This is a genomic window from Chondrinema litorale (assembly GCF_026250525.1).
GTDB classification, from domain to species: domain Bacteria; phylum Bacteroidota; class Bacteroidia; order Cytophagales; family Flammeovirgaceae; genus Chondrinema; species Chondrinema litorale.
On sequence record NZ_CP111043.1, the window covers coordinates 591572 to 607199 of the forward strand.

Genomic DNA, 15628 nt, shown 5'->3' on the forward strand with positions numbered 1-15628 from the left:
CAATCCACAAAGTTCATCACTCAATTTTTTTTCCATTAGAACCATTTTGAATCAGGAAAAAACTATTATCAAAAGGATTGTATTTTACTCGATCGTATTCTGGGTAAGCTATGGTAATTCCATCTAATTGACTTACTCCATATCTGCCATTAATTTTTACAATAGCAGCTCCATTTCCACAATCATTAATTTCGTCAAACTTCGGATAAATACTTAAAAAGTCTTTACTACGGTAAATACCTGTTTTATTGCCCTGTTTCACTATATAATTACCGTATTTGGTTTCTTCTATACTGTCGTATTCAAATGGGATAATAGGTTTTATATCTCTATTGATTAATCCCCATTTACCGCCTTTTTTCACAATTGCATAACCATTATTAAACCCAGTAATCTTTTCGAAAGCAGGCTGAATAATTATTTGTCCTCTTTTATTAAAATATCCCCACTTGCCCCCAAGTTTAAAACCAGCTAAACCCTCTGAGAAATAATGTACATCTTCGTATTGACAATACACTCTTATTCTGCCAAGGTAATCTACAAAACCATATAAACCATAAACTTTAGCTCTGAAATATCCAGCAGTATGATTTTTATCATATTCCAAGTTTAGCATTTCTGTGCCCTCTGGCTCTTGCATAGACCTTAAGTCCATATAAAACTGATTTCTATCTTTAGACACATAAACTAGACTATCGGATGTAGGGGTTGAAACACTTTTATAAATTGGGCTCAACACTTCAGAACCATATGTATTAATTAAACCTTGGTTTCCATCGTATTTAACAAGCAAAGTACCTTGAGGATAAAAACTATAAGTTGATGCATCTGATTTGTAGAGTTCAACACCATTATTATTTACTGTCCCCCACTCCTTGTTATCATAAAAGATAAAATAGTTTTTATTTACTATAATTAAGCTGTCGATGTAGGGTGAAATTACCCAATTGTTGTCCAAGTCAATTACACCGTAGTAATCATTTGTTTTTACAGCGGCATAACCTTCTTTATAATTACTTCCGTTTTGCCAGCCTTCAGAAACAATCTGCAAGTCACTATTTAGAAATGCTACTGAATTATCATACATCTCCACTCTGTAGCGATCACTCTGAAAAGGACTTATATGCTTATATTTTCCATTGGTAAGATTATTACCAGACTTATCGTAAATATCTTTTGTATAATCGATCTTGGTAACTATCAATCTGTTATTACCGTCGACCTTAATCGATCTAAACTGTACAGGAATTAGAAATTTACCTGTCTGATCAATTACCCCTACCTGTCCGTATTCTTCTACAAGGACAAGGTTATCTGTAAATGGTCTTACTCTATCGTACTGTTCAAACCAAATTTGCTTGGCATTATCACTCAGCAAAGAGCGTTTACCTGAGGCATATGCTGCAAATAAATTGTTTCCAACATTTACTACAGAATCGTAATAAAACTTGCCTTTTAATTCTTTTTCTCTTGTGATAAGCTGAAATTCTGAAAAGGTTTCTCCTTGCAGAGCTGTATCTTGTAAAATCAGCTTCTTATATTTAAAAGGAGTGAGTGCTTCTCCCTTTGCATTGATGGTAGCATATCTATTTTCTGCTTTTACAATGCATCTTTTATCTTGAACTTCACCGATACTATCTAAAGTGTGTGGATATATTTTATTGAGTTCATCATTATACAAGCCCCATTTACCATTAAAATCGGAGATTCTAAACTCTCCATTATTTAATTGCTCAATTTCTCTGTAAACAAAAGGTAATATCTCTATACCATCGAGTGAAATAGCACCTGCTTGTAATTCTCCTTCAATATATTTTTTGGCAATAATTACCTCAGCCTCAATTTTAATTTCTAGTGTTTCGTATTCTGGCAACAGTAAGAAGTTACCATCACTCTTTACTACACCAAACTCTACTTTGTCTCCATCTGTCCACTTGCCTATTACCGCTAATCCTTTATGAAAAGGCTCTAGATAATCAAACCGAGGACTTAGTATCGTTTCAGATTTTTCGTTAATTACTCCCCAAACCCCATTTAACTTAATCCCAATCAATCCATTTTTGAAGAGCACATGGCTATTCTTATTTCCCGACCAACCAACTGCTTCATAAATAACAGGAATAATAATTTTTCCTTTTTGATTGATAATACCTTGTCTATCATCAATTGTTACTTTGGCATAACCATTAAAAAAGGGAGAAGCATCTGAGAATTCTGGAGTAATTTTCACCTTACCATCGCCATTTCTGTACCCATACATGGCCATTGTTTCGTCGAAAAATGGTTCCAATTTGTTTTTCTGGGCTTTAGCAAAATTGACTGCCAATAGAAAAACTAAATGGAATATAATCAAACAGAGTTTTGGTGATTTCTTATTCAAGGTAAAGCTGATTCTTAACAAAAAATATGGCAAACCGAAATGACTCAATTAACAAAATCAATTATTTGCGTTTACAAAATTATAAATAACATCTGAACAAGACATATTTTTTCTCAAAGCAATTTAAACTTCGACTTTTTTGCCTTATAAAGTTGATTTATATTTCAAAAAAATATCTACAATAGAAGCGTAAGAATCATTAATAATTTCCTTTTCTGCCTCTTCTTTGCTCAACCAAACCACTTTATCAATACCTTCTTCTTCTTGTGGTTTTAATGCTGAATCTTCTACACAATCCATTTTATACCAATGTGTACACTTTAATATTTTTTTCCCTTTGTGATTATATGTGTGCCAAGATTCTCCTATTTTATCTCCAATTGTAACTTTTACCCCACATTCTTCTTCAACTTCTCTTACTGCAGTTTCTTCAGGAGACTCTCCTTTCTCCATTTTACCTTTTGGCAAATCCCATTTACCTAATCGATGGATTAATAAAAGGTTATCGTCTTTTGATGCTATACCTCCTGCTGCTTCAATTATCTTAAAACTTTCCTTTACATCACTTACTACTTTCTTGTAATTACTAACAACAAAATCAAAAGCTGTTTTACCTTTTATATTTCCTTTTTGCACCAAATCGTAGTAATGCATTACCTGCTCTGCACTTGCTGCTCCTAAAATAATATCATTATGACTTATCTGAGAAGCATCTTCTTTAGCATAAATCTCAAACGGATAATCATTTACATAAAATTTCATGGCACAAGTTTAAAAAAGAATCGCTGAATTTTACAGCTTAAATCTTAAAAAGCCTGATGCAAATGAGATGGTACTTCCTCCTCCAAAATTAGCCATATAAGTAGTAATATCTCTGGTGGCAATTCCTGCTTCATAAAAACCTTTGCGAGCAATGTAGGTAAATCCTAATGGAATATTGATTTTTGATTGGTTGTTTCCACCGAAATTAGCGCCAGTTGAGATTTTAAATATTCTGTTTGGTCTATAATCGCCACCAATTGCATACAAAATATTTTCTAAGTTACCAGCAGCATTATTTCTAGGTGCAATAATATCGAAGCCTACATGAAAAGTTCTGTGGTACTCATAACTTGCTCCTACCCGAATTACACTTGGGAGAGTTTGCTTAATGCTATTACTCCCTTCCCACGATAAAGGCGACTTATCTCCGGCAAACTGCAATGCAGATTGATCACTAGCAAGGATATTAAAGTTGTTTAGACCAGAACCAGCAAACTGAACCAGTTTTCCATCATTCACTTTGTACACATTACCATCCCATTTAATATTTCCTACATTAGTGATAGCCAGACCAATATATAAATTCCTCTTAATTACCACTGTAAGGCCAAAATCTAACCCTAAACCTTTACCCACTGGTCGAGGCATGGCAACTCTTTTAAATGTACTTACATCTGACGGAGGTCTAAATGTTGGACTTGAAACAATATCGTCATCATCGCCGAAATCCAATCCAAAATCTTCTGATACAGAAATATTTGAAGCAATAAGTTGATTGTTTTGAGACTCCATTTCTATCATGGTTATGCCCATGATATAGCGTAGACCAAACCCAGCATACATAGAGAAGTTGTAAGTATCTACCAGTTGTTTACCATAACTAAAGTTTAATTCTCTAAACCAAGTACTCGCCACCCTAGAACCATCCATAATTTCTGAATAAAAACTAGCAGAGTCTTCATTACTGTAGAGACCTAATATTACTTCTTCTTCTTTATCTTCGGTTAGAGGTTCTAAATGCTCATTACCAGGGTATCTTGGGTTAGAAATTACAGAACCATCAGACAATAACAACTCTGGAAAATAACCGGCAGAAGCACCAAGAAATGCGATCTCAGCAGTAGTTTTATTTATTCTGGTATACATTTGAATTCTATCTCTCACAGAAAATGCAATTCCTTGATTATTTGGCAACTGCAAACTCATACCTAACAACATAATATCAGCATTCATCGAAACCGAAGTATTTGCAATTCTTGCTGCAGCCTCTCTTTTTTGCTCACTCGTAAAATCAATTTTTCTTGAGTTAAAAACTGTTTGAAATAGTTCTTTTCTAGTGAGTGCTTCTGAGAAAAATGTTGCATTCATTTCTAAAAAACCAAATGTAAACTTGGGATCTCTAAAACTTTTATGAAAACCCAGATTTGCAGGGTTAATACCAATTGACTGATAATCAGTAGCAAATGTTGTTGAAACACCTCCTCTACCTGTAGCAGTAAACGCTGTAGATTCTGATTGTGCTTTTGCACCACAAATTGATAATACATATAAAAAACAAAAGGTACTTAACAGTCTGGATGTAAAAAATTCACTCATAGCTCATCTGATAAAAAATAGAAGCAAGCCATATTTTACTTCTAATATCAAAACCTTAACGCCACTTTCACTAAGGCATTATTTTACAGACAAACTCAAGTAATTAGTTAGAAGAAGAATATAAAAGATTTTAGCATAATGAATATCATTCTCATTTGATTAAAAGAGTAATAAAAGCCCAAAAAATCGTTTGAAAAAGCAGGGTAGCTAGGTTTTACTCATGCTTACCTGAAAGTACTTAATAGGATATACATGTTAGATACGACATCGCAAAATCACACTTCTAAAAAAGACGAGAAACACATTATTTTATCAGTAAGAAATTTAACAGTTGAATTTGCTGCTGAAGATGGTGTAGTACATGCCGTTAACAATGTGAGTTTCGATTTATACAAGGGAGAAACACTCGGTATTGTAGGTGAATCAGGTTCTGGAAAATCGGTTACATCTATGTCGCTTTTAAGTCTGATTCAGGATCCAGGAAAAATCACGCATGGCGAAATTATTTTCCACTCGAAAGAATATGGAAAAATAGACCTTTTGCAGATTTCTAAAAAGCAAATGCGTTCGTTAAGGGGTGATGAAATAGCAATGATTTTTCAAGAACCAATGTCCTCTTTAAACCCTGTTTATACTTGTGGTAATCAGGTAATGGAAACACTATTACTACATGATAAATTAAGCAGAAAAGAGGCAAAAAATCGCACTATTGAAATATTTAGAAAAGTTAAAATACCTAAACCTGAGTTAACTTTTAATAAATATCCGCATGAACTTTCTGGTGGTCAATTACAGAGGGTAATGATTGCCATGGCACTTACCTGTAAACCTTCTATATTAATTGCAGATGAGCCTACTACAGCTTTAGATGTTACTGTACAATCGAGAATTTTGGAGATAATGCAAGAGTTGAGGTACGACCAAAATACCTCTACAATCTTTATTACACATGATTTAGGAGTTGTTGCAGAAGTTGCAGATAGAGTAATTGTAATGTACAAAGGTAATGTGATAGAATCTGGTAGTGTTTGGGATATTTACTCTAAACCAAGTCATCCATATACAAAAGGTTTAATTGCTTGCCGCCCAAGACTTGAACTCAAGTTAAAAGTATTACCAACAGTAACTGACTTTATGATAACAGATACTGAAGGGTTCATCTCCAGTATTTCAAATGCCAAGTTCAACTCTGTGGGAGAAGCATTGCTTAACAACTATCAGTCGGAAGAAGAGCACAGGGCAATTACATTAAAGAAACTCGAACAAAAACCTATTCTGGAAATTAAAAACCTAAGTACAGAATATATTTCTAAGAATGGAATATTTGGGAGAAAAACAAGGGTTACTAAGGCGGTAGATAATGTTAGTTTTGAAGTTTACCCAGGAGAAACTCTTGGTTTAGTTGGAGGCTCGGGTTGTGGTAAAACAACTTTAGGCAAAAGCATAATAAGATTGATTGAACCCTCTACCGGAGAAATTATCTTTAACAACCAAAAACTAAGAGATTTAAGTAGCAGACAATTGAGGGCAATAAGAAAAGACATTCAAATAATTTTCCAAGATCCATACGCATCACTTAATCCAAGAATTAGCATTGGAGAAGCAATCGTAGAACCAATGCGCGTACATAAATTATACGATAACGATAAAGAGCGCAAAGAAAAAGCTATAGAATTATTAGAGCTTGTAAACCTTAGTGCTACATATTTTCATAGATATCCGCATGAGTTTTCTGGAGGCCAAAGGCAAAGAATCTGTATTGCCAGAGCTTTGGCTCTTAATCCAAAGTTTATTATTTGTGACGAATCTGTTTCTGCTTTAGATGTTTCTGTACAAGCGCAAGTATTAAACCTTCTAAATAGATTAAAAGAGAAGTTTAACCTTACATTTATCTTTATATCTCACGACCTTGCAGTAGTAAAATTTATCGCTGATAGAATTTTAGTAATGAACAAAGGCAAGATCGAAGAAATCAATTATTCAGAAGATATTTATAATAAACCGCAATCGGAGTATACCAAAGAACTCATCAATTCAATACCAAAAGGTAATCTTGAAGATATTAGAAAAGCAATGATGCGTAGGAAAATTCAAGACCAGAATAAAAACAATGAGTCCAAACTCTCAGCCTGATTATTCAGGCTGAACTTTGGCAACTTTTAAGCCCGCAGCATAGATATATTGTAATGTATCTACCCTCATATACTGCTTCATTGTAAATTTATATGTTCCTGTATCTGGAAATGTAAACTCAGGAAATAATGCAAATTCATGATCGTAATAATCTCCTGCTGTTTTACCAAATGGCTTACCTGTTGATTGATCAAACAAAATACTCTCGTGTCTGCTACTTCTTAAAGTATCACCTTTAGCATTCTCAAGACTATAGTTGATATAGAGGTTATTAAATGGATAATCCAGTGTATTACGCACATAATAATCTACACTATACACTGTATTAGCATCATCAATTACAAACTCAAATGAAACAGGGTTTTGAAAAGCCCATTCGTTATCTGGTATGTCTTCGTAATCCTCGTAAACAGCATTACTTGTACAGGAAAAAAGAAAAAATAGAAGACTTGTATAAATTAAAAAATTCCTGAAATCCCTCACTAATTGGATAATTTTAAGCTTACTTATAAAGTATTTAAACAAGTTAAATGCAAATGTATTATGCATCTGCATTAAGTTGAACTATTATTATTCTTATTTGAAGGACTTTTCTTTTTTCTACGCTTTTTTCTTTTCCTCTTAGCTTTTGAAGCATTGTTAGTTTCAGCAACTGTGTTTGTATTCTTTTCTAGAATATTTGTGCTAAAATCTATTGCTTCCTGTATTACTGTTTCTTCAACAAATAGATCATATGCTTTGCCCTCTTTGTTTCTCTTTAAGATCGCATTAACTGTAGCAATCTCAAGCGGAAACCAGTTACTCTCTCTCTCATAGCAAAACCACATAATTTTTTTGAAGATATCTACTTTTTGCAATGAGGCTTTTCCTTTTTGCAAAATAACAGGAGTTTCAACTTTAGGTATATCTACAAGTGCATCGAGGTAAGTTTCTAACTCGTAGTTTAAACAGCACTTTAACCTACCACACTGACCCGAAAGCTTTACAGGATTAAGTGAAAGGTTTTGGTATCTAGCCGCTCCAGTAGAAACACTTTTAAACTCAGTTAGCCAAGTAGAGCAACATAATTCTCTACCACAAGAACCTATACCTCCAATTCTGCTAGCTTCTTGCCTAAGACTTATCTGTCTCATTTCTACCCTTATTTTGAACTCACTGGCAATCACCTTAATAAGTTCTCTAAAGTCTACTCTATCGTCAGCAGAATAATAAAATGTAGCCTTGGAGTTATCTGCCTGAAACTCTACATCTGAAAGTTTCATTTTAAGGTCCATTTTATTAATTATAGCTCTTGTTCTGTATAAAGTTGGTAGTTCTCTTTGTCTAACTCTCTCGAATTTTTCTAGATCTTTCTCACTTGCTTGGCGGATAATTCCTTTAATTTTATCATCATTCTTTACTTTTTTCTTCATCATCTGCAATCGCACCAACTCTCCTTGTAAAGAAACATATCCTAAATGATGACCATTTTGTGCATCAACAATTATTGCATCTCCTGTTACAACATCTAGATCATTTACATTTTTATAAAACTCCTTTCTACCTCCTTTAAATTTCACTTCCATTACATCAAACCTAGTCGAACCAGCAATTCCCATAGCAGGCAATTCCATATTAGAAAGCCAATCAAAGGAATTCATTTTATTACAACCACCAGTTCCACAGGTTCCATTGCTCTTACAACCAGCCGGGGCTGTTATAGACCCACAACTTCCGGTTGCGCATGAACCACATCCCATATATATCTTAAAAATTAAGTCAAAAAACAACTGTCGCTACCCAATAATAGCTACATCTATACTCAAATGACAGTAAGTGTCTTATTACGAAGTTAAGAATACTAACTACATTTCACAAATATTCTGCAATATTACACTTTTGCAGAGTATCTTACTGCAAAGTATCCAAAGTCATTCAAATTTATTTATGATATTTGAGGTACTTTTTATATTAAGAAATCAATAAAACATACCCTTATTAAATGAAACACCCTTTAATTATCAATGTTTCCAATATCCTTAAAAACCATTTCTACAAAATATCATTCATTTTTATCTCAGTTTTATGGCTAACTCCCTCCTGTACTCCAGGAAATGCCATTAGCAATCAAGTAAGTGACCCTGCTAATAAAAGTGTTAAAACAGGTATTGAGGTTTTAAGAGATAATCAGTTCAAAATTCTTAAAGGAAAGAAAGTGGGTTTGATTACAAATGCAACTGGAGTTGATAGTAATCTTAAATCTACTGTAGACATCTTATTTGAAGCAGAGAATGTACAACTAAAAGCACTTTACGGACCAGAACATGGTGTAAGGGGTAATCATACAGCGGGTGAATGGGTAGAGCAATATACAGATGAAAGCACTGGCTTACCAGTATATTCTCTTTATGGTAAAAACAGAAAGCCCAATGCAGAAATGCTCAAAGATATTGATGTGCTAATTTATGATATACAAGATATCGGTTGTCGATCTTATACTTTTATTAGCACAATGGGATTGGCGATGGAAGCGGCTGCCGAGAACAATAAAGAGTTTTTAGTTTTAGACCGCCCAAATCCAATTGGTGGAAATAGAATCGAAGGAAATATTGTTGAAGAAGGGTATCAATCATTTGTAAGCCAATATAAAATCCCTTACCTCTATGGACTTACTTGTGGCGAACTGGCTCACTTTCTTAATGAGGAGCAAATGTTAAGTAACAAGGAAAAATGCAATTTGCAAGTGGTAGAAATGGAAGGTTGGGAAAGAAACATGAGTTTTGAAGAAACAGGTCTTGAGTGGGTACCTACCTCGCCGCATATCCCCCATAAAGATTCTCCATACTATTATCCAGCTACAGGAATAATTGGCGAATTATATACTATTTCAATTGGTGTGGGATATACTATTCCATTTGAAACTTTTGCAGCTGAATGGATAAAAGGAAGTGAACTCGCAAATAAATTAAACTCATACAATCTGGCAGGAGTAAAATTTAGACCATTAAGCTTTAAACCATATTATAGCTCGATGAAAGGGGTAAACTTGGAAGGTGTGCAAATCCATATTACTGACTTTGAAGCTGTAAGCCTCTCTGAAATTCAATTCTATTTCTTTCAAGCACACAATGAACTGTATCCTGATAAAAATTTATTCGAATTATGTGATGAAAGTAGATGGAGTATGTTTGATAAAGTTTGTGGTACGAGTAAAATTCGTGAAAATTTAATGAACAATGGCAGCTTTGAAAAGATTAAATGGTATTGGAATAAAGATGTTGATACTTTTAGAGAGGTATCAAAAGCATATCATTTATATCTTTAAGGAAATCTCTGTTTAAATCGAACAACAATTTAATCATGCAAGAACTAAGCGTTGATGAAATAGGTGGTAAAATTACAACTGGATACGACCTAATAAAAAGCAAACTTGAATTTTGGATTACAAGCTTCTTTGAAAATTTACCCAACTTTTTTGCGGCTATTATCATTTTTGTCATCTTCTGGCAGCTAGCTCGGCTTGCCAGAAATGGAGCAAATAAGTTTCTAGAAAGATTCATCAAGAACGAAACAATATTAAAACTCTTTTCAACTGCTGTATTCTATTTCATTCTGTTTGAGGGTTTGTTTGTAGCACTTTCTACAATGAAGTTAGACACCTACATTACTCAGTTACTTGCTGGTGCTGGTATATTAGGTTTGGCTCTTAGTTTTGCATTTCAGAGTATTGCCACAAATATTATCTCTGGTATTATTATCGCAGCAACACGCCCTCTTCAGATTTATGATTTGGTTGAAACCAATGGATTTATGGGCACCGTAGACGAAATTGGTTTAAGAATTATCAAGCTTAAAACTTTTGATGGTCAAGATGTTTATATTCCTTCAAAAGAAATTTTAGAGCAACCTCTTAAAAACTATGGATCTACACCTACAAGAAGATTGTATCTTTCTGTTGGTGTTTCTTATGGCGAAAATTTAGAAAGAGTAAGAAAAATTACTTTAGAATCTATTAAAGATATTCCTCATCTTCAAGATGGTCAGCAACCACTTTTTTCTTATGCTAGTTTTGATGACAGCTCTATTACTTTTGACCTATACCTGTGGCTAAAATCGTCTGATCAAACAAATTATTTATATGCCCGAAGTGAAATAATTATTGCAATTAAAAAGGCTTATGATGCGAATGATATCACTATTCCGTTCCCGATAAGAACACTAGATTTTGGTATAAAAGGAGGAAAACAATTAGACGAAGTGGTTATAAACAACAAAGCTTAAAAAGTACTTCTCAAATTATAATACTCTCATTTAGCTGGATGTTTGGTACCCTCAATGTAAAATTTGTTCCTTTTCCAAATTTAGATTTTACACGAATCTGAGCATTTAGCTTATCTACCGTTTCTTTAACAATATAAAGCCCTAAACCTGAGCCAGACTGTTTATCAGTAGCTCTGTAAAACATGTTAAAAATGTTATCTAAGTGCTTCTCTTCAATCCCTAAGCCATTATCTTCAACCTCAAGATTTAGAAATAGCTCATCTACTGTTATATCTACTTTAATATATGCATTTTCAATATAAGGATTGTAGTAGCGGATTGCATTAGAAATTAAATTATTTAAAATAACATTTAATCTGTAGCTATCAGATATAAACTGGTTACTACCATGCACATTAATAATCTTTTCGATTTTAGAGAATTGTGGAGTATAAGAGTAATTATCAAAAGTATATTTTACTAACTCCTCTACATTAATTAACTCCTGCTTTACTGGTAATCTCGTATTTCTTGAGTAATCCAGAATATCACTTATAAATCGATCTAACCTTTTTAATGATTGTTCTTTTAGATCGAGATAATTTTTTACATTATCCAAATCGTTTTCTTTCTTGGCAATTTCTATCAAACCAAGACACGATGCTATTGGTGCTCTAAGGTCATGCGAAGAACTATAAACAAACCGATCAAGTGCTTCATTCAGTGTTTTTAGTTCTTTATTCTGCTCCGTTAATTTTTGATCTTTCAGCTTTATGTCTGTAATATCAACACTTGAACCAACCAACTCATAAATTTCGCCATCTTTGTAAATCGGGCTTAAAAAGACAATATAGTAAATATTAGTATCAGGTATAGAGGTTTCATAAGAGCAAATTTCACCATTCCATGCTTTATCAAGAAATTGCTTTCTAAAAATATAATCTTCACCAAGAAAAATTTCATGCAGAAACTTACCTTCACACTTGTGAAAAGTAGTTCTGTATTTTTCTAAAAATTTCCCCCTAGCTAAGATTATTCTATAACCTTTTTGCTCTTTTTTAACTCTTAGATTTAATCCTTGTTGATTTTCAAGTGTAGTTAAATAAAATTGCTTGAGTTCATTTACCTTATTTTCGGATTTCTTTTTAGTAGATACATTAGTAACCCTTGCTAATAATAGTTTTTCATCTTTAATAGTGATTGGCTTCAGCGCCAAATTACCCCAAAACTCATTTCCTTTTTTAGTTTTGTATTCAATGTCGACTGTCCATGTAAGTCCCTTTTCTAATGTATCTCTATGCTCAGCGCCTAAAGGGTCTAAAGCTTTATGTTTTTGAAAACTCCTACCTGTATTACCAATAAGGTCTTCTTTACTATCAAACTCAAAAAGCTCAACTGCTTTAGAATTACAGTTTAATATTGTTGTATCAGATTTTGCTAAAAAGATTGCATCATAACTATTATCAAAAATTAAATTCTGAATTGTATTAGCATCGTAAAGTTCTTTTTGAGAAAACATCAGTTTTTGGTTTATTTCCTCTGAACTTTTGAGCAAATCGGCTAATTCGTTTTGTACTTTAAATAATTTCTTTTTCTGATTTCCAATGTTTAACACGTACATGTTAATAAAAAACAGTATGCTAGTAAAAGTAATAAATTGGCTTAGATAACTCACTTCTCTTATATCAACCTTTTCTTGCACTAAACTGTAAGGAAATAAATTGAAATTATTTAAGAATAATACTACTATACAAATTGCTGGAATTATAAACAGAACATAAAAACTTAGTTTGTTCAGTAATTTTATATTTAAAAAAATTCGCAGATAAGTAAGAAGGAATAATAAATGAATGTCGCTTTCATAACCCAAAGACCCTCCACCTAACAAAATCATGCTATAGCCGGCTAAAGATGGAATGTATTGTGCGACAATTATAAATCCGAAATAATTTAAAAGAAAGGTAGAGAGTGTAGCTATTAAAGCGATAAGAAGAATAATGTTAAACACTCCCCAAGAAGCCGCTATACAAGTATAAGTAAAATATATAATTAAAATAAGCAAAGTAAAAATGCCATCTCTGTTTGTTGCTCTTACCAAATTCCTTTCTCGATCAGATGCATTGATAAAAACACCAATATTTAGAATCTTTTTTACTGTCTTAACGACAACACCATTCATCCTATAGTATTTGTATTTTGAGTAAAGCGTTAAATTCTTGTGTGCCGATACTGAAAGTGAATTAATTGAAATCACTTTTGAGATTTACTCTGATAAGTTAATTTAAATTTACTTTTTGAAAAATTTATCAAAAGTATAATTTCCTTTAACAGATGTACCTTCTTTTATTAAATGAAGTTTGATATCACTTATTGCAGTATTTACTCAGTATACATTAAGGATTACATTGATTGTTTTCGAGAATCACATTCAGAATAATATCTCAAAAATAGGCAATTTACATATGTAATATTTTTACTCAGATAACATATCCAAAATATGCTGATGCATTTCACCAATACTTGGAGCTAGTGTTTTACCGACATCTACCAACCAAACTTGTAGGTTGAGAAGCATTGGGTACAATTTGGCATCGGCCACTACTTCTTTAGATAACCTGAGTCCAGCAGCATCTAATAAACCAATAAAAATACTTAAGAATACAGCATATTTTGCGGCTCCTAATATCATTGAAGCAAAATTATCAAGGCTATCAAATACCGAATAATCTAACCTACCTTGTAAAAACCGACCTAACTTATTGAGAGAAAGTGAGCCAATTACATAGAAGAATATAAAGAATAGAAACTTTGCCAGTTTGGGAGATTTCCCCACAGCATTATCAGCACTGACGAATAGATATGTAATGGCAAAAAATATGATAAGAATACCAAAAATAAAGACAAGAATAGAGACAAACTCAACAATAAATCCTTTTTGGTAACCTTTATAAGCACCCCACAAAATAAAAAAAGCAAGGATAATATCAACTACCCTCACATAGGAAGAAAAATAACTTTCAACACCTTTACCTGAAATCTGCGCTAAAATATCTACCGGATTTATAACCAAAAGAAATTCCACCTAAAAAAATTAATATGTAATTTGACAGAGAAACTAAAATATGAAGTTGTTTAAAATTTTTAGTTTCTTCAACATAATCTTTTAAACAACTTCCTATTATTTGTAGCTAAACTTTAAGACAATGATGCTTTTACAAGTTCTGCTACTTTTTTATTATCTGCTTTACCAGCAAATTTCTTCTGCGCCATACCCATTACTTTTCCCATATCTTTCATAGAAGATGCGCCTGTTTGCTTTACAATCTCCTGTATAGTAGCAGCAATTTCTTCGTCTGAAAGCTGCTCAGGAAGAAACTTCTCTATAACCTTTAATTCTGCCACTTCAACTTCAGCTAAATCTTCTCTGCCTTCCTTTTGATAAATCTCTGCCGACTCTCTTCTTTGCTTAGCAGCTTTACTTAACAATTGAATTTCAGCAGCTTCGCTCAATCCACCTTCCGATTTTCCTTTTTCAGTTTCAGCAAGCAATATCATCGATTTAATTCCCCTTAATGCTTGAAGGCTTTGTTTGTCTTTAGCTTTCATAGCAGTCTTCATTTCTGCTTCAACTTTTTCTTTTAAGCTCATAATTTAAATTCTGTCTTTTTTAGAGATAATTAAAAAGTAACTTTGTTGAAAGAAGCATTAACATTGCAATTTTGATAATTCTTCTTTTGTTAAGCTCTTTGCCTAATTATACACAAATTTACCTAAATAAAAACTGAAACATGACCAGACTAAGCGTAAATATCAACAAAATTGCTACTCTTCGAAATGCAAGAGGGGGAAATAATCCAGATTTAATACAAGTAGCCAAAGACTGTGAACGCTTTGGAGCAGAAGGTATAACTGTGCACCCAAGGCCCGATGAAAGACATATTAGATATAATGATGTAATTAAGCTCAAAGAAATTGTAACTACTGAATTTAATATAGAGGGCAACCCTCAAGATAAATTTATGAATCTGGTTTTAATGGTAAAGCCTGAGCAGGCTACATTGGTACCAGATGGTATTAATGCCATTACCTCAAACGCTGGCTGGGACACCATAAAAAACGAATCTTTTTTAACACAAATAATTACTGAGCTAAAAAATAACGGCATCAGATCTTCCATTTTTGTGGATCCTATACCCGAAATAATTGAAGGAGCGGCAAAAATTGGTACAGATAGAATAGAACTTTATACAGAGCCTTATGCTGCCCAGTATCCATCCGATAAAGAACAGTCTATTAAATCTTATGTTGAAGCTGCTACATTGGCTCACGAATTAGGTTTAGAGATTAATGCTGGTCACGATTTAAGCTTGGAAAATCTTAAGTATTTCAAAGAGAATATTCCAAATCTAGCTGAAGTATCTATTGGTCATGCACTTATTTGTGATGCTATTTACTTAGGATTAGAAAACACGATACAATTGTACAAAAGGCAGTTAATTTAAGCTTAAACCAAGGCAA

Annotated in this window: 12 protein-coding genes; 4 read left to right on the plus strand and 8 right to left on the minus strand. The window is 33.0% G+C overall.

From position 1 onward, the window contains the following. Nucleotides 1-16: 16 nt before the first annotated feature. The 3 genes from OQ292_RS02445 to OQ292_RS02455 form a co-directional block, all read right to left on the minus strand. Nucleotides 17-2380 (minus strand): WG repeat-containing protein, encoded by a 2364-nt coding sequence (locus tag OQ292_RS02445; RefSeq protein ID WP_284684460.1) that lies wholly within the window; start codon nt 2378-2380, stop codon nt 17-19. A gap of 144 nt (nt 2381-2524) precedes the next feature. Further along, the gene (locus tag OQ292_RS02450) at nt 2525-3142 is read right to left on the minus strand and encodes an NUDIX hydrolase (RefSeq protein ID WP_284684461.1); all 618 of its coding nucleotides are present in this window, start codon (nt 3140-3142) and stop codon (nt 2525-2527) included. Between the two features lie 30 nt (nt 3143-3172). Continuing rightward, the gene (locus OQ292_RS02455) at nt 3173-4738 is read right to left on the minus strand and encodes a DUF5723 family protein (RefSeq protein ID WP_284684462.1); all 1566 of its coding nucleotides are present in this window, start codon (nt 4736-4738) and stop codon (nt 3173-3175) included. Between the two features lie 252 nt (nt 4739-4990). On the opposite strand from OQ292_RS02455, the gene OQ292_RS02460 reads away from it, so the two are divergent. Continuing rightward, nucleotides 4991-6871, plus strand: coding sequence for an ABC transporter ATP-binding protein (locus OQ292_RS02460; protein ID WP_284684463.1), 1881 nt, complete (start codon nt 4991-4993; stop codon nt 6869-6871). On the opposite strand, the gene OQ292_RS02465 is transcribed toward OQ292_RS02460, so the two are convergent. Together OQ292_RS02465 and OQ292_RS02470 are read right to left on the minus strand one after the other, a co-directional pair. Further along, nucleotides 6872-7420 carry a gliding motility lipoprotein GldH gene (locus OQ292_RS02465; protein ID WP_284684464.1) on the minus strand — a complete coding sequence of 183 codons (549 nt, stop codon included), beginning with the start codon at nt 7418-7420 and terminating at the stop codon, nt 6872-6874. It abuts the gene before it with no gap. Nucleotides 7421-7425: 5 nt separating this feature from the next. After that, nucleotides 7426-8511 (minus strand): PSP1 domain-containing protein, encoded by a 1086-nt coding sequence (locus OQ292_RS02470; RefSeq protein ID WP_284684465.1) that lies wholly within the window; start codon nt 8509-8511, stop codon nt 7426-7428. Between the two features lie 341 nt (nt 8512-8852). Between OQ292_RS02470 and OQ292_RS02475 the strand changes: the two genes are divergently transcribed. Continuing rightward, on the plus strand, nt 8853-10175 hold the full coding sequence (locus OQ292_RS02475; protein ID WP_284684466.1) for an exo-beta-N-acetylmuramidase NamZ family protein: 1323 nt from the start codon (nt 8853-8855) through the stop codon (nt 10173-10175). A 35-nt stretch (nt 10176-10210) separates the two neighbouring features. Beyond that, nucleotides 10211-11131, plus strand: coding sequence for a mechanosensitive ion channel family protein (locus OQ292_RS02480; protein ID WP_284684467.1), 921 nt, complete (start codon nt 10211-10213; stop codon nt 11129-11131). Nucleotides 11132-11141: 10 nt separating this feature from the next. On the opposite strand, the gene OQ292_RS02485 is transcribed toward OQ292_RS02480, so the two are convergent. From OQ292_RS02485 to OQ292_RS02495, 3 genes are all read right to left on the minus strand, one after another. Then, nucleotides 11142-13289 (minus strand): PAS domain-containing sensor histidine kinase, encoded by a 2148-nt coding sequence (locus tag OQ292_RS02485; RefSeq protein WP_284684468.1) that lies wholly within the window; start codon nt 13287-13289, stop codon nt 11142-11144. A gap of 294 nt (nt 13290-13583) precedes the next feature. Next, on the minus strand, nt 13584-14192 hold the full coding sequence (locus OQ292_RS02490; protein WP_284684469.1) for a CvpA family protein: 609 nt from the start codon (nt 14190-14192) through the stop codon (nt 13584-13586). A gap of 113 nt (nt 14193-14305) precedes the next feature. Next, nucleotides 14306-14758, minus strand: a complete 453-nt coding sequence (locus OQ292_RS02495) for a GatB/YqeY domain-containing protein (RefSeq protein ID WP_284684470.1) — start codon at nt 14756-14758, stop codon at nt 14306-14308. A 140-nt stretch (nt 14759-14898) separates the two neighbouring features. On the opposite strand from OQ292_RS02495, the gene OQ292_RS02500 reads away from it, so the two are divergent. Then, nucleotides 14899-15612: a pyridoxine 5'-phosphate synthase gene (locus tag OQ292_RS02500; RefSeq protein WP_284684471.1), complete on the plus strand. Its 714-nt coding sequence runs from the start codon at nt 14899-14901 to the stop codon at nt 15610-15612. The last annotated feature ends 16 nt before the right edge of the window (nt 15613-15628 follow it).